The organism is Pseudomonas sp. IzPS59 (genome assembly GCF_014863505.1).
GTDB classification, from domain to species: Bacteria; Pseudomonadota; Gammaproteobacteria; order Pseudomonadales; family Pseudomonadaceae; genus Aquipseudomonas; species Aquipseudomonas kribbensis.
The window spans coordinates 1,434,733-1,452,457 of record NZ_CP062251.1; the positions used below are offsets into that span (position 1 = coordinate 1,434,733).

Consider the following 17,725-nt stretch of genomic DNA (forward strand, 5'->3'; position numbering starts at 1 on the left):
GGATGGGCGCCGGTGCATTATTTGCCGCTGTACAGATTCAGATCGCCAAAGTGTTTCTTTTGAATCTCGGCGTATTTGCCGTCGTCGTGTAACGCTTTGATACCTTTATCTAAAAGCGCCTTCAGCTCTTTGTTACCTTTCTTAATACCGACAGCGGTTTTGGCTGGCAGCAATTCGCTGTCAACCGGCTTGCTGACTTCGTATGCGGCACCGTCCGGCGACTTCAAAAAGCCCAGTTCGGCTTGCAGCATGTCCTGGATCGAGGCGTCGAGACGGCCGTTTTTCAGGTCGGCGTAGACCTGATCCTGGTTGGCGTAAGCCTGGATTTTCACCCCGGCCTTCTCCAGCACGGCCTTGGCGTAGGCTTCCTGGATGGTGCCTTGCTCGTAACCGACGGATTTGCCCTTCAGCGAAGCAACGTCATCGGTCAGGCCGGAACCCTTCTTGAACACGTAGGCCGTCGGGCCGGAGAACAGCTCGCTGGAGAAGTCGATGGCCTTTTCACGGGCCGGTGTTACCGTCATCGACGAGATCACGCCGTCGAATTTATTGGCGTTGAGGCCTGGAATCATGCCGTCGAAGTCGCTTTCGACCCACTTGCACTTGACCTTCAGCTCGGCGCAGATCGCGTTGCCCAGATCGATGTCAAAGCCCACCAGGCTGCCGTCGGCCGCTTTCGACTCGAACGGTGCGTAGGAAGGATCGACGCCAAAACGCAGCTCTTTGTATTCCTTGGCCAGCGCGGAGCCGGCGGCCATGCACAACGCCAGTGCAGAAAGGGTCAGCAATGCTTTTTTCATTATTCAATCCCTAAGAACCAATATGAGCGCTTGTGGCGCAGAATTATTGTTACTGGAACGCTTACGACTTATAGAAAGTAGCAATTTCCGAACCAGAGTCCCGAACAAGTGTTTTAAAAGGTGTAGGAAGGGAGGGCGCAGCGGGAGGAATGCCCGAAAACGGGCACGGAAAATCCGGTGCACCCTTTCAGCGCAGGAAGGGCTTTTCCGGGGCAGGAGTCAGACCAGCAGATTCTGCAACGTCGCCAGGTTGTCGGCTTCCTCCACGGTCTTGTCCTGGCGCCAGCGCAGCATGCGCGGAAAGCGCACGGCGATGCCGCTCTTGTGCCGGCGCGACAGGGCGATGCCTTCGAAACCCAGTTCGAACACCAGGCTCGGTGTCACGCTGCTGACCGGGCCGAATTTTTCCACGGTGGTCTTGCGCACGATGCTGTCCACCTCGCGCATTTCCTCGTCGGTCAGGCCGGAATAGGCCTTGGCGAATGGCACCAGGGCGCGGGCGCTGGAACCGGGCGGCCCGTCCCACACCGCAAACGTGTAATCGCTGTAGAGGCTGGCGCGCCGGCCATGGCCGCGCTGGGCGTAGATCAGCACGGCGTCGACACTGAACGGGTCGACCTTCCATTTCCACCACACGCCCATGTCCTTGGTGCGCCCGACGCCGTACATCGCGTCGCGGGCCTTGAGCATCATGCCTTCGACCCCCAGTCGTCGGGAGGCTTCGCGTTGCCGGGCGAGGTCGAACCAGTCGCTGCCGGTCAGCACCGGGGAGGGCAGCAGCACCGGGTTGTTGCAGCGGGCGATGACCTGTTCCAGTTGTTCGCGCCGTTTGATCTGCGGCTGGTTGCGCCAGTCTTCGCCCTGCCACTCCAAAAGGTCGTAGGCGAGGACCACCACGGGTACGTCTTCGAGGATTTTCCGGTCGAGTGTCTTGCGACCGATCCGTTGCTGGAGCAGGGCAAAAGGTTGCACCGCCGGTGGCGCCGTCGAATCCGGATCAAAGGCTTCGGCGTCAGGCCGGGTGTTTTTCCAGACCACGATTTCGCCGTCGATCACCGTACCGTCAGGCAAACCTTCAACCAGCGAGTCGAGTTCGGGAAAGCGTTCGGTCACCAGTTCCTCGCCCCGGGACCAGATCCACAACCGCCCGTCACGCTTGACCACCTGCGCGCGTATCCCATCCCACTTCCACTCCACCTGCCAGTTGCTGGCCGGGCCGAGCACGTCTTCGAACTGCTCGACCGGTTGCGACAGGCCGTGGGCGAGAAAGAACGGATACGGCTGGCCGCCACGCTGGGCGTGTTCGTCGCTGGACTCGGGGGCGATCAGTTTCAAGTAGCTGGCGGCGTTCGGCCGGTTGGACAAGTCGGTGTAACCCACCAGCCGTTGTGCCACGCGTTTGCTGTCCAGCTTGGCCATCGAGGCCAGAGCGCGAGTCACCAGTAATTTGGAGACGCCGACCCGGAAACTGCCGGTGATCAGTTTGATGCACAGCATCAGGCTCGGCCGATCCAGTTGCGCCCACAGCGCTGGCAGCTGACGAGCAAGGTATTCCGGGGTTTCACCGCGCAGCGGCAACAGCTTGTGCTCGATCCATTCGGCAAGGCCGGCTTCGGAGGTGTGCGGGTTTTCCGGGAGCACCAGCGAGATGGTTTCCGCCAGATCGCCGACCGCTTGATAGCTCTCCTCGAACAGCCACGGTGTGAGTCCGGACACTTCGACGGCGAGTTCGCGCAGGATCCGTACCGGCACCAGTTGTCGTGGTCGGCCGCCGGACAGAAAGTACACCGCCCACGCGGCATCTTGTGGTTCCGCCTGGGCGAAGTAGGCCTGCATGGCCGCCAGTTTCGCGTTGCTGGAGGTGGTGGCGTCGAGTTCGGCGTACAACCCGGCGAAGTCTTTCATGGTTGCACCTCGGCGACGACGGGTTCGACGGCGAGATTGTCCTGTTCATCATCACCGTATTCGGTGTTGAAGCCTTGGGCATCCAGTCCCTTTTCGCGCAGGTGGCGGACCAGCACACCGATCGAGCCGTGGGTAACCATCACCCGTTCGGCACCGGTCTGTTCGATGGCCCACAACAGGCCGGGCCAGTCGGCGTGATCGGAAAGCACGAAACCGCGATCCACGCCGCGCCGCCGACGGGTGCCACGCAAGCGCATCCAGCCGCTGGCGAAGCTGTCGCTGTAGTCGCCGAAACGCCGCATCCAGCTGCTGCCGCCGGCTGAAGGCGGGGCGATGACCAGCGCCTGACGCATCAGCGGATCGTTTTTCTTCACGTCGCCGGCGTAGATCGTCGGCGGCAGATACACCCCGGCCTCGCGGTAGACCCGGTTCAGCGGTTCCACCGCGCCGTGGCTGAGGATCGGGCCGAGGGTTTCGTCGATTCCGTGGAGGATGCGCTGAGCCTTGCCGAAGGAGTAGCAGAACAGCACGCTGGTTTTGCCCGCCGCAATGTTGGCCTGCCACCACTGATTGATCTCGGCGAACACCTGCGCTTGCGGCTGCCAGCGGTAGATCGGCAGGCCGAAGGTCGATTCGGTGATGAAGGTGTGACAGCGCACCGGTTCGAACGGCGCGCAGGTGCCGTCGGGTTCGATCTTGTAGTCGCCGGAGGCGACCCAGACTTCGCCGCCGTATTCGAGTCGCACCTGAGCCGAGCCCAGAACGTGTCCGGCAGGGTGAAAACTCAAGGTGACACCGTGGTGGGTCAGGCGCCGGCCGTACTCAAGTGATTGCAGGTTGATGTCCTGACCCAGACGCGCACGCAGAATCCCTTCGCCGGCGCTGGCAGCCAGATAGTGTGCGTTGCCGGTGCGGGCGTGATCGCCGTGGGCATGGGTGATCACCGCGCGCTCGACCGGGCGCCACGGATCGATATAGAAGTCCCCGGCGGGGCAGTACAGGCCTTCGGGGCGGGCGATAACAAGGTCCATGGCGTTACCGGAATGGAGGGACTTGTTAGCTATGAGGTTTGCGCGAAGTCAGAAGTTCGATTGATTTTGCGGGTCATTGCAAAACCCGTGTGGGAGCCGGGCTGGCTCCCACACGGGGATCGCATTTACTTGCCTGGAGTCAGCGTCAACCGCGTCTTCCCATACACCCGCTCAAAGTTCTGCGGCTGCATCGGCAAACCGATGTACTGACCCTTGAGCCACGGATCAATGCCGTTCAGGTAGTTCGGGCTGGCCGGGTTACCCGATTGCCCCGTGCCGTTCTGGCCCATCAGCGGTTCGCTCTGGCTGAAGTCGACGATGAAACGCATCGACGGCGCCCGGGTGGTGTTGAAGTCCTGCCCCCAGGCAAACGCCGCCGTGTTCAGAGTGGTGTGGTCACCGCCCGCTGCGACTGGACCGCGAACGGTCTGGCCGTTGGCATTCTTCCATTCGTAGCGGTGCAGTTTGCCCCACTGCCAGGCTTTGCGGTCGCCACCCAGTTGACTGTCGCCGGCGCTGATCGCCGCTGCCAGACTGCGGGCGAGGATGGTCGGTTTGTCTTCTTTCTGCGGCGTGCGGGCGTCGTCCCAGAACGGGCTGTCCTCGCGGCCCAGCAAGTGATCGGCCTGCGCCGAGTAGGACAAGTCGCCGTTGGCGATAAACGCTTTCCACGCCGGGCTGCTTTGCGGGCCGAGTTCGTCGAGGAAGATCTGCTTCATGCTTTCCTGCAGGAACAACTCGTAGATCGCGGCATCTGCAGAGGTCGGACTGAGCTTGCCGTCGAACGCCATCAAGCGGGTGTAGGCCTCGCGGGCCTTGCTGCGGTCGGCTTCCGGCAGGGCGTCGATCGCCTGTTTCAGCGGCTGCGCCATGCCCGGGGCTTCGAACATTTTCTTCAGCTTGGCGGCGAAGGTGGTGGTCTGGTCGTACTGCATGGCGATCATGCTGCGACCGTCCTGTTTACCGCTGCCGGCCAGTTCCGCGAGGCGCTCGCCACGCTCCGGCGCGGCCCAGGAGTTGGACAACTGCATGCCGTAGCCGTGAGGGATGACCCGCTGGTTGGCTGTGCCGAGCCAGCCTTGGGCAGGATCCTGATCGTACGGGTGCAGCATCGGGTCGGCGTAACCGTCCCAGTCGTAGCGACCGTCCCAGCCCGGCGACGGCAGCAAACCTTCGCCTTCGCGGCGGTTCGGGAAGCGCCCGGTGACCTGCCAGCCGATATTGCTGGCGTCGGCAAACACCAGGTTCAGCGCAATGGCGCGGATTTCCCGGCTGGCGTCCGAAGCGCGTTCAGCGGTTTGCGCGCGGCTCAGATCGAAAAACGCATCGAGGGATTTGTCGTCGGTGAAGCTCGGCGTCTGCAACGCCAGACCGAAACCAGCGCCCTGTGCAGCGGCCTGGGTGCTGTTGAGCAATGCGCCGTGGCGGGTTTCGTATACCGCCTCGCGAATCGGCCGCTGGCCTTTGACGAAGTAGGTTTCGTTGCGCACGCCTAGCGGCTGCCATTTGCCGTTGACCTCGTAGGTCAGGCTGCTGCCCTGGCGTCGGATTTTTTCCAGGAACAGGTCCTGGTTGTCGCCGAAGACGCTGGTCGCGCTCCACGCCACTTTGCCGTTGAAACCACCGAGCACCATCGGCAGACCGGCCACGGTCACGCCGGCGGCCTGGTATTTCGGCGCGTGAATCTGCACGAAACTCCACAGCGACGGTGCGGCCAGCGGGCCATGACTGTCGCTGGCCAACAGGCTCTTGCCGCTGCGGCTGCGTTGCGGGGCAATCGCCCAGTTGTTGGAAGTGCTGGCGCCGAGCAGGTTCATCGCCGCCAGTTGTTCGCTGGCGTTGCTCAGTTCGCTCAGGCCCGGAATCTGCCCGTTGAGTTTGATGCCTTGCAGCTTGTCGGCTTCGGCCACCGGCAGGTTTTCGTCGGGGGCGGACGGGGTCAGCCAGGCGAGCTTGTCGGTGGTGACGGTCTGCGCCAGTACCAGCGAAGCGATTTCTTCCGGCAGGTTGGCCGACTGGCTGAAGTTCAGCAGGCAGAAAATCAGCGCCGAGTCCTCAGGTTTCCAGTATTCAGGCTTGTAGCCGCTGGAGGCCAGATCCCCCGGCAGCTTGTCGGCGTAGCGGAACAGGTAGGCGTTGACGCCCCGCGCATAGACTTCGAAGAAGCGCTTGAGCCGTGGCGACGAGGCCTTGTACAGCTCGCCGGCGCTTTTCTTCAGGTTGACGGCGCGCATGTAGCGGTCGGCGTCGAGCATCGAAGCGCCGGACATTTCCGCCAGACGCCCCTGGGCCAGCAGGCGCAGGGTGACCATCTGATTGATGCGGTCGCTGGCATGCACATAACCGAGGGCGAACAAGGCGTCGTGGAAGCTGTTGCTTTCGATCAGTGGCATGCCCATGGCATTGCGGCGTACCGAAACGTTCTGCGCCAGGCCCTTGAGCGGCTGCACACCGGAGGTCGGCGGGAGGGAGTCCTGAGCGTTCCAGGTCTGGCAACCGGAGAGGCTCAGGACACCGGTCACTGCTGCGGCAACGCCGAACCGGGGAAGAAAGTGTGAAAGGGCTGGCGAGGCCATGGCAAAGCTCCTGCGGGGGTGTAGAGGCTGGGGGCGCAATAAAGCCGCTACGTTAGTGAGCAGGAGGGGGCCGCGCAAGCGGGGCGAGCGGTTATTTCTTCCCGTTGATCGTTCCCGCGAACGGGAACGATCAGGCCGGATGACTCAAGCCTTCGGCGGATTGATCTTCTGCACCAGCGCGTAGGCCTTCACGGTCGCCGGGCGATCCTTGATGTGGTTGAACCAGCGCTGCACATTCGGGAAGTCTTCCAGATTCTGGCTCTGCCATTTATGGGAGACGATCCACGGGTAGATCGCCATGTCGGCGATGCTGTATTCGCTGCCGGCGACGAACTCATGGTTGGCCAGTTGCTTGTCCAGAACGCCGTACAAACGTGCGGTTTCATCGATGTAGCGCTTGATCGCGTAGGGGATTTTTTCCGGGGCAAACTGGCTGAAATGATGGTTCTGCCCGGCCATCGGCCCCAGCCCGCCCATCTGCCAGAACAGCCATTGCAGCGCCACCTGACGGCCACGCAGATCCTTGGGCAGGAACTTCCCGGTCTTTTCCGCGAGGTACAGCAGGATGGCGCCGGACTCGAACAGCGACAACGGCTCGCCGCCATCGGCCGGCTCATGATCGACGATGGCCGGGATGCGATTGTTCGGCGCGATCTTCAGGAAGTGCGGCTGGAACTGCTCGCCCTGGCTGATGTTGATCGGGTGCACGTTGTAGCGCAGGCCGGCCTCTTCGAGGAACAGGGAAATCTTGTGGCCGTTGGGCGTGGTCCAGTAGTACAGGTCGATCATGGAAAGCTCCAAATCAGGAAAGGTACGGACAGCAAACGCCGGCTTCAGGTTGTCCTGTGTGCGTTCGATAGCTTGCTTAGTGACAGGAGGTGATGCTCAAGTACGGGAAATTCAATGACCCCGCGTGAGAAAAATCGCCATGGAGCTTCAGGCCAGCGCTGCACTGATCATCATCGACCAGCAAAAGGGCATTCTGGAGCCGCGTCTGGGGCGACGGAATAATCCGTTGGCCGAACAACGGATCCTCGAACTGCTGACCTTTTGGCGGCGCTGCGGGCGGCCAGTGATTCACGTGCAGCACCTGTCGCGCTCACCGGATTCAGTATTCTGGCCCGAACAGTCTGGGGTGGAATTTCAGGACAGGTTTCTTCCGCAGCACGGCGAGTGGCTGATCCAGAAACAGGTGCCGGACGCATTTTGTGCGACGGGGCTTGAAGTGAAATTGCGTGAGGCCGGGATCGGACAGCTGATCATCGTCGGCGTGGCCACGAACAATTCGGTGGAGTCCACGGCGCGCACGGCGGGCAATCTGGGGTTTGAGGCGTGGGTGGCGGAGGATGCGTGCTTTACCTTCGACAAGGCAGATTACTTCGGCACGCTGCGTTCGGCTGAAGAAGTGCATGCCATGTCGCTGGGGAATCTGGATGGGGAGTATGCGACGGTGGTCGGGGTTGAGCAGATTCTGGCAGCAGGCTGAAAGCTGCGGAGGAGAGTGCTATCGCGAGCTGGCCCGCGATAGCGATCTATCGGGCGAAACGAATGTCCGCCCGAAACATCAAGCGCCGTGGCACTTCTTGAATTTCTTGCCGTTGCCGCATGGGCAAGGGTCGTTGCGGCCGACGTCTTTCAGGGCGTTGCGCACCGGTTCCTGGTGGGCGTGGCCGCAGTTCGGGCCGTGGACATGGCCATGGTCGTGATCATGGTGATGGTCATGATCGTGGTTGCAGTCTGGGCCATGGACATGAGGTTGCTGGGTCATCGGGGTCACTCCGTAATCAAATCGGCGGGGATTATCACGCCATTGCGTTCCAGGTGCACGTAGTGAGCGATGAATAAACCGGTTTCCATCTCGCCTTGCAGCCGGTAGGGAACCTGCTGGTGCGGATTCTTCAGCATTTTCACCACGTCCTTGACCTTCGGCCACAGGTTGGTGCGGATCGGCACCTTATAGAAAGCACTGCTTTTGGCACCGACGGTGATCCAGTGCTCGTGCTCGCCCTCGGCCAGCAGCATGTCCGCCAGATGTACGCTGTATTCGAGGCCGCGCACGGTCAGCTCGCTGTCATTGGGATTGTCGATGCGAAAGTGCAGGATGAATTTCTGCTCGAGCAGTTTGGCGCGCACCACTTCGACTTTTACCAGGTGCACGGCGGGGTCGAGGGTGTCGTCGGCGAACCATGAGGCACAGCCGCCGAGCCCCAGAAACAGCAGCAGCGTGAAGGTTTTGAATGTGTGCCATTGACCGACCATCGCAGAACTCCCTTTTGCGCCCAGTCTAGTCGCCACTCACCTCACGCGCCGAAATAGCCCGCGCAACACTTTTTGAACTTCTGCCCGCTGGCGCAAGGGCAGCTGTCGTTGCGCCCGAGCTTGAGCTGTACGGTCGGGTCGATGAAGTACCAGCGTCCACTGTTCTGCACGAACGAAGACCGCTCGCGGTGACTGTGCTCACCCTGGCTGTCGTGCCAGCGCGCGGTGAAGGTGACGAAGGCGTGTTCCGGCTGGCCGCCGAAGACTTCCGAACTTTCCACGTTGAGGCCGAGCCAGGTGCTCGATGCGCTCCAGTTGCTGATCGACTGCCGATCAAGTCCGGCCTGCTGGGCGGGCAGGGTGGTCGACACCAGATAATCGATCAGGCCCAGCACATAGGCGCTGTAGCGCGAACGCATCAGGGCTTCGGCGCACGGTGCCGGATGGCCGGCGTGATAATGGCCGCAGCAGGCATCCAGCAGGTTGCCGCTGCCGCAGGGGCAAATGGCTGTACTCATTGCATTACCACCAGTATTTCCCGAAGTTTTCCGGATTGGCCCAGAACCGCGAATTGAGCCAGTCGGGGACTTGTTTGTAGTCAAGCAGATCATAGGTGAACAGGGTCAGCACCTGCTCATCCCGGGCGAAGCGTTCGCTGGCCTGCAGAGCCAGAGAATAGAAATCGGTTTCCTGCCAGCCACTGGCCGGCAGGTCGGCCAGCACGGCGATGCGGCTGGCGTTGAGGTTGCGGATCCCGCCGAGCAGATTCAGGCCATCACGCTTGGGCAAATGCTCCAGGCAATCGACCACCAGCGCCAGATCGAAACGCTGTGCGGCGAGGTCTGCGGGCAAGGCGCCGGGCGCGGCGTGAGCAACGCAAGTGTCCGGATGTGCATCCTTGAAAGCGGCCAGTGCCGGAAATTCGCTGGCGCCGATCAGCAGCAGACGTGCCGGGGCGTAGCGGTCGAGCAGAGCGGCCAGTGCCTGCTGTGGCGTGCGGGAAGAAATCGCGACGTTCATCGAAGCTCCTCAATCAGATCGCCAAGACTAGCCTGCCCGAGCGTCGAGGCCTAGATCTCTGTTCTGCGGGTTTGCGGCAAATGCATTGAAGCCCTGTGAACACGCTCGCAAACAGCAGTGGCCTATTGCTGGCGGAGATTAAAACTCCGGTCTTTACTCCCTGAATCGGTTCTAAGCCGATCCCTCAGGAGAAAACTAGATGAGCATAGTTCGGACAGCATTACCCTTGGTTCTGCTAACCAGTGTGTTGACTGGTTGCGCAGGTTTGCAGAAAACCGACTGGCCGACCTGTGCGGCAGTCGGCGGTGTCGTCGGTGCGGGTCTCGGCGCGACGGAAAGCTCTGCATGGGCAGGCTATGGCGCATTACTCGTTGGCGGTACGGCGGCAGCCTATTGCTGGGTGCACGGTGATGGCGATGAAGACGGCGACGGTGTGCCGGACAGTCGCGACAAGTGCCCGCACACGCCTCGCGGCACCAAGGTCGACGCAGACGGCTGCCCATTCCCGGCCCCTGCACCCGTGGTTGAAGAAGCTGTAGTGGTCAAGGAAGAAACCATCGTCATCCGCGATGTGCACTTCCAGTTCGACAAGGCCACCCTGACGCCTTCCGACAAGCTGGTTCTCGACAAGGTCGCCACGCGCCTGAAACAGGAATCGAGCACCGCGCGGCTGACCGTGACCGGTCATACCGACAGCGTGGGCAGTGATGCCTACAACAAGAAACTGTCGGATCGTCGTGCGCACTCGGTGGTGGAATACCTGATCCATGACGGTGTGCCACGTTCCAGCTTCGTTTCGGTGACCGGTGCCGGTGAAAGCCAGCCAGTGGCGGACAACAAAACCGCCGATGGCCGCGCGCTGAACCGTCGCACGGAGATCAAAATCGAGCGTTGATGCCCTCGCATCCGCGGCTTGTGCAGTCGCGGATGCGGGTCTTTACTCCTGTGTAACCGGTATGGGCCGGTGACACAGGAGCTTTCATATGAGTGTTCTCTCACGGTCCGTCTTACCGGTGCTGCTGGCAGGCAGCCTGTTGACCGGCTGCGCTACCCACAGCGATGGCACTGCCCCCCTCAATCAACGTACCTGGCCGATCTGCAGCGTCATTGGCGGACTGGTCGGTGGCGGACTCGGCGCCATTGAAAACGGTGGCTGGGCCGCAGGCGGTGCGGCACTGGGTATCCTCACCGGCGGGCTGATCTGTTATGCCCAGGATGGCGACGAAGACGGCGATGGCGTATTCGATCGCCGCGACCGTTGCCCTGACACCCCGGCCAACACCCCGGTTGACCATCGCGGCTGTCCGCTGCCGCAATACCCGGTCACCGAGAAGCCGGCCGAGCCGGCCCCGCAATCCGAAGTCATCACCCTGAGCGATGCCGGCAACGTGCTGTTCGCATTCGACAAGTCCGACCTGACCCCGGCCGCGAAAAGCCAGCTCGATGCGCTGATGGACAAGTTGCGCAATGCCGACGTGGTGAGCATCAAGGTCATCGGTCACACCGACAGCAAGGGCACCGATGCCTACAACCAGGCTTTGTCGGAACGTCGCGCGAGCAGCGTGGCGGCCTATCTGCTGAGCCAGGGGCTGGCGCCGGAAAAACTCACCAGTGAAGGGCGTGGCGAGCGCGAACCGGTTGCCGACAACGAGACCGAAGAAGGGCGCGCGCAAAATCGCCGCGTGGAACTGCACATCAATCGCTAGGACTCTTCTGTAGTCCGCAGGCTAGAGCTGTCGGTCGACGATCAACGTCGAACCGGCAGCCATCCGACGAGTGCCCGGAACTTTTTTATTTGCCCCTCTGGCTTATCCCGTACGGAAGCCGTTACTGTGCGCCCAAAGAATAATTCGCAACACGGGGGAGCGTATGAAGGTGTTCTGTGGGCTGGGGCGATTGTTGACCCTGGTGTTCTGCTGCGTGGTACTGGCCAATCAGCTGGTGCCGTTTGTTCATCCGTTGCATCTGCTGGTCAATGTGGCTGGCGTCCTGCTGCTGGCCATCCACCTCCTTGAAGTGCTGCTGTGCAACGCCAGCCTCAAAGGTCGGCCGCACCCGTGGCGTGATCGTGGCCGTGTCCTGCTGTTCGGCGTTTTCCACCTGCAAACCATCCCGGCCCCGGCCGCTCCGGAGGCTTCCCATGCGTAAACTCTGCCTGCTCGCTGCATTCATCAGTCCTCTGGCCTGCGCCCAGGTGGTCAGTGTCGAAGCCAACTCCCTGATGCGTCTGCCCAACACGGCCAGCACGTTGCAGCTGGAAAAACTGGTGGTCGCCGATTACGGCACCTTGCTGGTGCCCTCGAACGTAACCGAGCTGAGCGTCGGCGAACTGCAGCTGGGCCACGAAGCGCGGATTGCCATCGTGCCGGGCGAACAGGCGCTGGACATGAAGGTCATCCGCGCCCGGTTTGCCGACGGGAGCCGCATCACGGCCCACGGCGCGCCGGGCACTTATGAAAAAGCGGCTCGCGCCGGGCGTAACCTGAACCTGCAATTCAAGGCGCTGGAGGCTCCACGGCTGATTGTCGATGCCCGTGGCGGCACCGGTGCGCCGGGCTTTGTCGGGCTCGACGGGGCCAACGGTCAGGAACCGGGCTGCACCTGGGGCCAGGCCGGGCACGGCTTCGACGGCAGTGATGGCAGCAACGGCCAGCCGGGTGCGCCGGGCGCGCTGGTGCGGCTGGAAGTGCCACGGGAGTTTCCGGCGGAGCTGATCAAGGTCGATGTGGCCGGTGGTGCCGGCGGGCCGGCAGGGCCGGGTGGCAAACCGGGAGCCGGTGGCAAGTCCAAGGGCTGCCTGGTGTATCGCGCCGATGGCGGCAAGAGCGGCAAGCCGGGGGCTGACGGTCAGCCGGGGCCGGCCGGTGCGGCGGGTTCGGTTACGGTTCAGCGCCTGTAAGCGAATTTCTAAATGATCGTTCCCGCGTTGCGGGAACGATCAGCACCCCATCAGAACGAAGGTCGCGCCGCCGCAATTGCCACCAGCAGCACGCCGACCAGCAAATTGATCCCCACCACCCGACGAATCCGTCCCAGCACCGCCGCACCTGTCGGCCAGTCCTTCGCTGCAACCGCTGTGCGCAGCTCCGGCAGCATCAGCCCCTGAACCCGGATGAACAGCGCGGTCATCACCACGTATAACCCCATCATCACCTGCACGTACTTCGGCGCGGTCTCAAAGCCGATGTGCTGCAGATGCAACATGCCGACTCCGGTCACCGGCAGCAGAATCACCGCGCCCCATACCCAGCGGAAAAAACCTTGAAACACTTCCACCCACAGGGTCAGCCGTCCGGGGCCGTCCAAAGCCTTCACAGCCGCGGGGCGCAGCACCATCCAGGCGAAAAACATGCCGCCGACCCACACCAGGGCGGCGAGGACATGAAGGGGGTAAACGAGGCTAAAAGGTGTCATTGGGGTACTCCGTTCTGCGCGGGACTGATTAGCGGGGTATGATAGCCGCCGAACCGAACCACTGAAAATTTATCCAGCGTTTTTGCGCCCGACACTCAATGATCAGCACTGAACTCAAAACCACGATCCAGGGCGCCTACTCGCGTTTTCTAGAGGCCAAAAGCCTCAAGCCGCGTTACGGCCAGCGCCTGATGATCGCTGAAGTCGCCAAGGTCCTCGGGGATATCGACACCGACGACGAAGGCCGGCGCAGTGGCGACCCCGCGATTGTCGCTGTGGAAGCCGGCACCGGTACCGGCAAGACCGTGGCCTACAGCCTGGCCGCGATCCCGACCGCGAAACTGGCCGGCAAACGCCTGGTGATCGCTACCGCCACCGTCGCTCTGCAAGAGCAGATCGTCTACAAGGATTTGCCCGACCTGATGCGCAACAGCGGGCTGAATTTCAGCTTCGCCCTGGCCAAGGGCCGTGGCCGCTACATGTGCCTGTCCAAGCTCGACATGCTGTTGCAGGAAGGCCACGCGCAGACTGCCACGGCGCAGCTGTTCGAGGAAGAAGGCTTCAAGATCGAGGTCGATGAGGCCAGCCAGAAGCTGTTCACCAGCATGATCGAAAAGCTCGCCGGCAATAAATGGGACGGCGATCGCGACAGCTGGCCGAACGCGCTGGAAGACGCCGACTGGGCGCGCCTGACCACCGATCACAGCCAATGCACCAACCGTCATTGCCCGAACTTCGGCCAGTGCGCCTTCTACAAGGCCCGCGAAGGCATGGGCAAGGTCGACGTGATCGTCACCAACCACGACATGGTGCTGGCCGACCTGGCACTGGGCGGCGGGGCAGTGTTGCCCGATCCGCGCGACACCATCTATGTGTTCGACGAAGGCCATCACCTGCCGGACAAGGCCATCGGCCACTTCGCCCACTACACGCGCCTGCGTTCCACCGCCGACTGGCTGGAAACCACCGCCAAGAACCTCACCAAACTGCTGGCCCAGCATCCGCTGCCGGGCGACCTCGGCAAGCTGATCGAGCAGGTGCCGGAGCTGGCGCGGGAGATCAAGACCCAGCAGCAATTCATGTTCACCGCCTGCGAGCAGATCGCTGATTTCAAACCCGGTGAAGATGTCGAAGGCCGCGAGCGCCCGCGCCATCGTTTCATCGGCGGGGTGATTCCCGAGCACATGCGCGAGATGGGCATCGAGTTGAAGAAAGGCTACGCCCGTCTCAATGACCTGTTCACCCGCCTGACCGACCTGCTCAAGGAAGGCATGGACGGCGAGGTCAACATCGGCATCGCCAGCAACCAGGCCGAAGAATGGTATCCACTGTTCGGCAGCCTGTTGTCCCGTGCCTCCGGCAACTGGGAGCTGTGGACCGCGTTCACCGCCGAAGACCCGGAAGAGAGCCCGCCGATGGCCCGCTGGCTGACCCTGGCCGAAAGCGGTTCGTTGTTCGACATCGAGGTCAACGCCAGCCCGATCCTCGCTGCCGAAACCCTGCGCCGCAGTCTGTGGAACGTGGCCTATGGCTGTCTGGTGACCTCGGCGACATTGACCGCGCTCGGTACGTTCGACCGTTTCCGCATGCGTGCCGGCCTGCCGAAAAAAGCCGTCACCGCCGTGGTACCGAGCCCGTTTCATCACGCCGATGCCGGTGTGTTGCGAGTGCCGGACCTGAAAGCCGACCCGCGTGATGCCGCCGCCCACACCGCTGCGATCATCCGCGATCTGCCGGAGCTGGTCGAAGGCTCGCGAGGCAGTCTGGTGCTGTTCTCTTCGCGCAAACAGATGCAGGACGTGTTCGACGGTCTCGACCGCGACTGGCGCAAGCAAGTGTTCATTCAAGGCAACCTGTCGAAACAGGAAACCCTGAACAAGCACAAGGCGCGGGTCGATGGCGGTGATTCCAGCGTGCTGTTCGGTCTGGCCAGTTTCGCCGAAGGGGTGGACTTGCCGGGTGCCTATTGCGAGCACGTGGTGATCGCCAAAATTCCGTTCTCGGTGCCCGACGATCCGGTCGAGGCCGCGCTGTCGGAATGGATCGAAGCCCGGGGTGGCAATCCGTTCATGGAAATCTCGGTGCCCGATGCCTCGCTGAAGCTGGTTCAGGCCTGTGGCCGTCTGCTGCGTACCGAAGAAGACCGCGGCACCATCACCTTGCTGGACCGGCGACTGGTCACCCAGCGCTACGGCAAGGCGATCCTCAATGCGTTGCCTCCTTTCCGTCGTGAAATATCCTGAGACATCGGTGGGCAGTTTTGCCCGCCGCGTTGTCTATCTCTACGCCATCGCTTTTCCATTGGCCATTGCTGGTCGTTAGGGAGAAATCCGTTCTCATGATTCGTCGTTCGTTGCCTGCCCTTTTTGCCCTGGTTTTCGCTGCGCCTCTGCTGGCGGCACCTGCCGGGCAGCAGACCTTGTTCAACTTTGTCCGCCCCGCCGATGTGGTGAAAGTGGCGACCGAAAACGCCGACCTGCCACAAGCCAACGCCGAGCAGACCCCCGAGGGCGAAGTGTTGCGCCGGGTGACTTTCAACCCGGTGGCGCGCCCGACCCTGCGCCTGACTCCGCAGACCGGTGCCTGGGACTGGTCGCAGTCCGGGATGATGAGCCTGCGCATCCAGAGCGCGATGAACTGGGCGGTGACCGTTTACGTACAAATCCAGAGCAACGACGGTAAGACTCTGGTCAGCCGCGTCGATCTGCCGGCCGGACCGGCGCAGACCTTGCTCGTACCGTTGACCGCAACCTCGCCGCTGAGCCAGGGCATGAAGGCCGGGCCGTTGATGCCGATGACCATCGACGGGCAGCGCATCCTGCTGGCCAGCAGTTCCGGCGAGCTGGATCGCAGCCAGGTGGTATCCGTCAGCCTGTCGATGGATCAGCCGAAAGCCGCGCAAAGCCTGTTGCTGGAGCGCTTCGGCGTGCAGGACGAGGGCGAGGTGATCAAAGCCGCCTACGGCAATCTGGTGGATGCCTACGGTCAGTCGACCCGCAGCAAATGGCCAGAGAAAGTCGCCAATGACGAACAGCTGAAATCAGCCGCCGCCCGGGAACAGCAACAGCTGAAAACCTGGCTGGCTGAACGCGAGAAGTCGTCGCTGGACAAGTTCGGCGGCTTGAACAAAGGCCCGACGTTCAAGGCCAGCGGCTTCTTCCGCACCGAAAAACTCGACGGTCGCTGGTATCTGGTGACGCCGGAGGGCCATCCGTTCTATTCCCTGGGCGTAAACACCGTCAGCCCCGAGGTCAACCAGACTTACGTGGCCGGGCGCGAGTACATGTTCGAGTCCCTGCCGAAACCCGACGAACCACTGGCCGTTCACTTCGGTGAAGGCGACAACCGTGGCGGCAACGGGTCCGATCAGGGCCGTGGCTACGGCAGCGGACGCTGGTATGACTTCTATGGCGCCAACCTGCAGCGCCTCTATGGCGAACCTTGCGCAACGCCGGCGGCCACCGAGAAAGCGCCTGCTGCGCCGTGCAAGGCCGCCATCGACGAGCAGAAGTGGGCCAGCCATACCCTCGACCGCCTGCAGGCTTGGGGCTTCAACACCGTCGGCAACTGGAGCGCACCGCAACTGGGCGACGCCGAGCGCGTGCCGTACACCTTGCCGCTGTCGATCGTCGGCGATTACACCAGCATCAGCACCGGCAACGACTGGTGGGGCGGCATGCCTGACCCGTTCGATCCGCGTTTCGCCATGGCCACCGAACGCGCCGTGGCGATTGCCGCCCGTGATCATCGCGACGATCCGTGGCTGATCGGCTACTTCGCCGACAACGAGCTGGCCTGGGCCGGTCCCGGTGATGACCCGAAATCGCGTTACGCGCTGGCCTACGTCACGTTGAAAATGACCACCGACGTACCGGCCAAGCGTGCGTTCCTCAAGCAGTTGCGCGACAAGTACCGCAATCAGGCGGGGCTATCGAAGGCCTGGGGTATCGATCTGCCGGCGTGGGAATTGATGGAAGACCCGGGGTTCGAGGCACCGTTGCCGAATCCGGAACACCCGGAAATCGAGGCTGACTTCAAATACTTCCAGAAGGTCTTCGCCGACACTTACTTCAAGACCATTTCCGATTCGCTGAAATGGCACGCGCCTAACCAACTGCTGCTCGGCGGTCGCTTCGCCATCAGCACCCCGGAAGCCGTGGCCTCCTGCGCGCAGTATTGCGACGTGCTGAGCTTCAACATGTACACCCTGAAACCGCAGGACGGTTATGACTTCGCCGCGCTGCGCAGCCTCGACAAACCGGTGCTGATCACCGAATTCAACTTCGGTTCGACCGATCGTGGCCCGTTCTGGGGCGGCGTGACGCCGTTGAACAAGGAAGAGGATCGTGGCCCGGCCTACGCCAACTTCCTCAAGCAGGCGCTGAGCGAGCCGTCGATTGTCGGCGTGCACTGGTTCCAGTACCTCGACCAACCGGTGACCGGGCGTCTGCTCGATGGCGAAAACGGTCACTTCGGTCTGGTGGGCGTGACTGACTTGCCGTATCAGGGCTTCGTCGAAACCGTGCGCAAGAGCAATCTGGCGACTCTCGATCAGCTCGGCAAAGAAGCCGAGAAAGCCGCTGCGGCGGCGGACAAGGCCGGTCACGAGACCGAAGGCGGCCGCAAGGGCGAGGCCGGCAAAGGCCCGGGGCAGGGCGCCGGCCATACCGGCGGGCACTCCGGCAACGGTCATTAAGGCAGGACCGCCCGGCCCGCCGCT

At 62.4% G+C, this 17,725-nt stretch carries 17 protein-coding genes; 7 read left to right on the forward strand and 10 right to left on the reverse strand.

Annotated features, from left to right (window positions below; genetic code table 11):
• Window positions 1-17 precede the first annotated feature (17 nt).
• The 5 genes from IF189_RS06355 to IF189_RS06375 form a co-directional block, all read right to left on the reverse strand.
• Complete coding sequence (locus tag IF189_RS06355) at window positions 18-800, reverse strand: transporter substrate-binding domain-containing protein (RefSeq protein ID WP_065259277.1); 783 nt, start codon at window positions 798-800, stop codon at window positions 18-20.
• A 219-nt stretch (window positions 801-1,019) separates the two neighbouring features.
• A complete protein-coding gene (locus tag IF189_RS06360) occupies window positions 1,020-2,705 on the reverse strand; it encodes an ATP-dependent DNA ligase (RefSeq protein ID WP_192552989.1) in 1,686 nt (561 codons plus the stop codon).
• Window positions 2,702-3,736 carry a ligase-associated DNA damage response exonuclease gene (locus tag IF189_RS06365; protein ID WP_192552990.1) on the reverse strand — a complete coding sequence of 345 codons (1,035 nt, stop codon included), beginning with the start codon at window positions 3,734-3,736 and terminating at the stop codon, window positions 2,702-2,704. Before IF189_RS06365 ends, IF189_RS06360 begins: the two co-directional genes overlap by 4 nt.
• A gap of 125 nt (window positions 3,737-3,861) precedes the next feature.
• Window positions 3,862-6,312, reverse strand: a complete 2,451-nt coding sequence (locus tag IF189_RS06370; RefSeq protein WP_192552991.1) for a penicillin acylase family protein — start codon at window positions 6,310-6,312, stop codon at window positions 3,862-3,864.
• Window positions 6,313-6,456: 144 nt separating this feature from the next.
• Complete coding sequence (locus IF189_RS06375) at window positions 6,457-7,101, reverse strand: glutathione binding-like protein (protein ID WP_134825707.1); 645 nt, start codon at window positions 7,099-7,101, stop codon at window positions 6,457-6,459.
• Window positions 7,102-7,240: 139 nt separating this feature from the next.
• Between IF189_RS06375 and IF189_RS06380 the strand changes: the two genes are divergently transcribed.
• A complete protein-coding gene (locus IF189_RS06380) occupies window positions 7,241-7,798 on the forward strand; it encodes a cysteine hydrolase family protein (protein ID WP_192553561.1) in 558 nt (185 codons plus the stop codon).
• A 78-nt stretch (window positions 7,799-7,876) separates the two neighbouring features.
• Here IF189_RS06380 and IF189_RS06385 read toward each other — a convergent pair whose 3' ends face one another.
• Genes IF189_RS06385 through IF189_RS06400 form a run of 4 tightly spaced genes read right to left on the reverse strand, consistent with a single transcriptional unit; the run spans window position 7,877 to window position 9,591 of the window.
• On the reverse strand, window positions 7,877-8,080 hold the full coding sequence (locus IF189_RS06385; protein WP_003198420.1) for an SEC-C metal-binding domain-containing protein: 204 nt from the start codon (window positions 8,078-8,080) through the stop codon (window positions 7,877-7,879).
• A gap of 5 nt (window positions 8,081-8,085) precedes the next feature.
• Window positions 8,086-8,571, reverse strand: coding sequence for an LEA type 2 family protein (locus IF189_RS06390; protein WP_192552992.1), 486 nt, complete (start codon window positions 8,569-8,571; stop codon window positions 8,086-8,088).
• Between the two features lie 41 nt (window positions 8,572-8,612).
• A complete protein-coding gene (locus IF189_RS06395; protein ID WP_192552993.1) occupies window positions 8,613-9,089 on the reverse strand; it encodes a YchJ family protein in 477 nt (158 codons plus the stop codon).
• Between the two features lie 4 nt (window positions 9,090-9,093).
• Complete coding sequence (locus IF189_RS06400; RefSeq protein ID WP_065261926.1) at window positions 9,094-9,591, reverse strand: DUF6231 family protein; 498 nt, start codon at window positions 9,589-9,591, stop codon at window positions 9,094-9,096.
• 199 nt (window positions 9,592-9,790) lie between these two features.
• On the opposite strand from IF189_RS06400, the gene IF189_RS06405 reads away from it, so the two are divergent.
• From IF189_RS06405 to IF189_RS06420, 4 genes are all read left to right on the forward strand, one after another.
• Window positions 9,791-10,486, forward strand: a complete 696-nt coding sequence (locus IF189_RS06405) for an OmpA family protein (protein WP_085712933.1) — start codon at window positions 9,791-9,793, stop codon at window positions 10,484-10,486.
• An 88-nt stretch (window positions 10,487-10,574) separates the two neighbouring features.
• Window positions 10,575-11,297: an OmpA family protein gene (locus tag IF189_RS06410; protein WP_134825708.1), complete on the forward strand. Its 723-nt coding sequence runs from the start codon at window positions 10,575-10,577 to the stop codon at window positions 11,295-11,297.
• A 163-nt stretch (window positions 11,298-11,460) separates the two neighbouring features.
• Window positions 11,461-11,739, forward strand: a complete 279-nt coding sequence (locus IF189_RS06415; protein ID WP_134825709.1) for a DUF1145 domain-containing protein — start codon at window positions 11,461-11,463, stop codon at window positions 11,737-11,739.
• Window positions 11,732-12,490 (forward strand): collagen-like protein, encoded by a 759-nt coding sequence (locus tag IF189_RS06420; protein WP_134825710.1) that lies wholly within the window; start codon window positions 11,732-11,734, stop codon window positions 12,488-12,490. The genes IF189_RS06415 and IF189_RS06420 overlap by 8 nt, the downstream gene beginning before the upstream one ends.
• Window positions 12,491-12,540: 50 nt before the next feature.
• On the opposite strand, the gene IF189_RS06425 is transcribed toward IF189_RS06420, so the two are convergent.
• Window positions 12,541-13,005 carry a CopD family protein gene (locus IF189_RS06425; RefSeq protein WP_134825711.1) on the reverse strand — a complete coding sequence of 155 codons (465 nt, stop codon included), beginning with the start codon at window positions 13,003-13,005 and terminating at the stop codon, window positions 12,541-12,543.
• Window positions 13,006-13,103: 98 nt separating this feature from the next.
• Between IF189_RS06425 and dinG the strand changes: the two genes are divergently transcribed.
• Window positions 13,104-15,248 carry an ATP-dependent DNA helicase DinG gene (gene dinG / locus IF189_RS06430; RefSeq protein ID WP_114881706.1) on the forward strand — a complete coding sequence of 715 codons (2,145 nt, stop codon included), beginning with the start codon at window positions 13,104-13,106 and terminating at the stop codon, window positions 15,246-15,248.
• 95 nt (window positions 15,249-15,343) lie between these two features.
• Window positions 15,344-17,701, forward strand: a complete 2,358-nt coding sequence (locus IF189_RS06435; RefSeq protein ID WP_192552994.1) for a beta-galactosidase — start codon at window positions 15,344-15,346, stop codon at window positions 17,699-17,701.
• Window positions 17,702-17,725 lie beyond the last annotated feature (24 nt).

Excerpts from the sequence above, each read along its gene's own strand:
- IF189_RS06355 (WP_065259277.1), bottom strand. The coding sequence starts at position 800 with ATGAAAAAAGCATTGCTGACCCTTTCTGCACTGGCGTTGTGCATGGCC.
- IF189_RS06360 (WP_192552989.1), bottom strand. The coding sequence starts at position 2,705 with ATGAAAGACTTCGCCGGGTTGTACGCCGAACTCGACGCCACCACCTCC.
- IF189_RS06365 (WP_192552990.1), bottom strand. The coding sequence starts at position 3,736 with ATGGACCTTGTTATCGCCCGCCCCGAAGGCCTGTACTGCCCCGCCGGG.
- IF189_RS06370 (WP_192552991.1), bottom strand. The coding sequence starts at position 6,312 with ATGGCCTCGCCAGCCCTTTCACACTTTCTTCCCCGGTTCGGCGTTGCC.
- IF189_RS06375 (WP_134825707.1), bottom strand. The coding sequence starts at position 7,101 with ATGATCGACCTGTACTACTGGACCACGCCCAACGGCCACAAGATTTCC.
- IF189_RS06380 (WP_192553561.1), top strand. The coding sequence starts at position 7,241 with ATGGAGCTTCAGGCCAGCGCTGCACTGATCATCATCGACCAGCAAAAG.
- IF189_RS06385 (WP_003198420.1), bottom strand. The coding sequence starts at position 8,080 with ATGACCCAGCAACCTCATGTCCATGGCCCAGACTGCAACCACGATCAT.
- IF189_RS06390 (WP_192552992.1), bottom strand. The coding sequence starts at position 8,571 with ATGGTCGGTCAATGGCACACATTCAAAACCTTCACGCTGCTGCTGTTT.
- IF189_RS06395 (WP_192552993.1), bottom strand. The coding sequence starts at position 9,089 with ATGAGTACAGCCATTTGCCCCTGCGGCAGCGGCAACCTGCTGGATGCC.
- IF189_RS06400 (WP_065261926.1), bottom strand. The coding sequence starts at position 9,591 with ATGAACGTCGCGATTTCTTCCCGCACGCCACAGCAGGCACTGGCCGCT.
- IF189_RS06405 (WP_085712933.1), top strand. The coding sequence starts at position 9,791 with ATGAGCATAGTTCGGACAGCATTACCCTTGGTTCTGCTAACCAGTGTG.
- IF189_RS06410 (WP_134825708.1), top strand. The coding sequence starts at position 10,575 with ATGAGTGTTCTCTCACGGTCCGTCTTACCGGTGCTGCTGGCAGGCAGC.
- IF189_RS06415 (WP_134825709.1), top strand. The coding sequence starts at position 11,461 with ATGAAGGTGTTCTGTGGGCTGGGGCGATTGTTGACCCTGGTGTTCTGC.
- IF189_RS06420 (WP_134825710.1), top strand. The coding sequence starts at position 11,732 with ATGCGTAAACTCTGCCTGCTCGCTGCATTCATCAGTCCTCTGGCCTGC.
- IF189_RS06425 (WP_134825711.1), bottom strand. The coding sequence starts at position 13,005 with ATGACACCTTTTAGCCTCGTTTACCCCCTTCATGTCCTCGCCGCCCTG.
- dinG (WP_114881706.1), top strand. The coding sequence starts at position 13,104 with ATGATCAGCACTGAACTCAAAACCACGATCCAGGGCGCCTACTCGCGT.
- IF189_RS06435 (WP_192552994.1), top strand. The coding sequence starts at position 15,344 with ATGATTCGTCGTTCGTTGCCTGCCCTTTTTGCCCTGGTTTTCGCTGCG.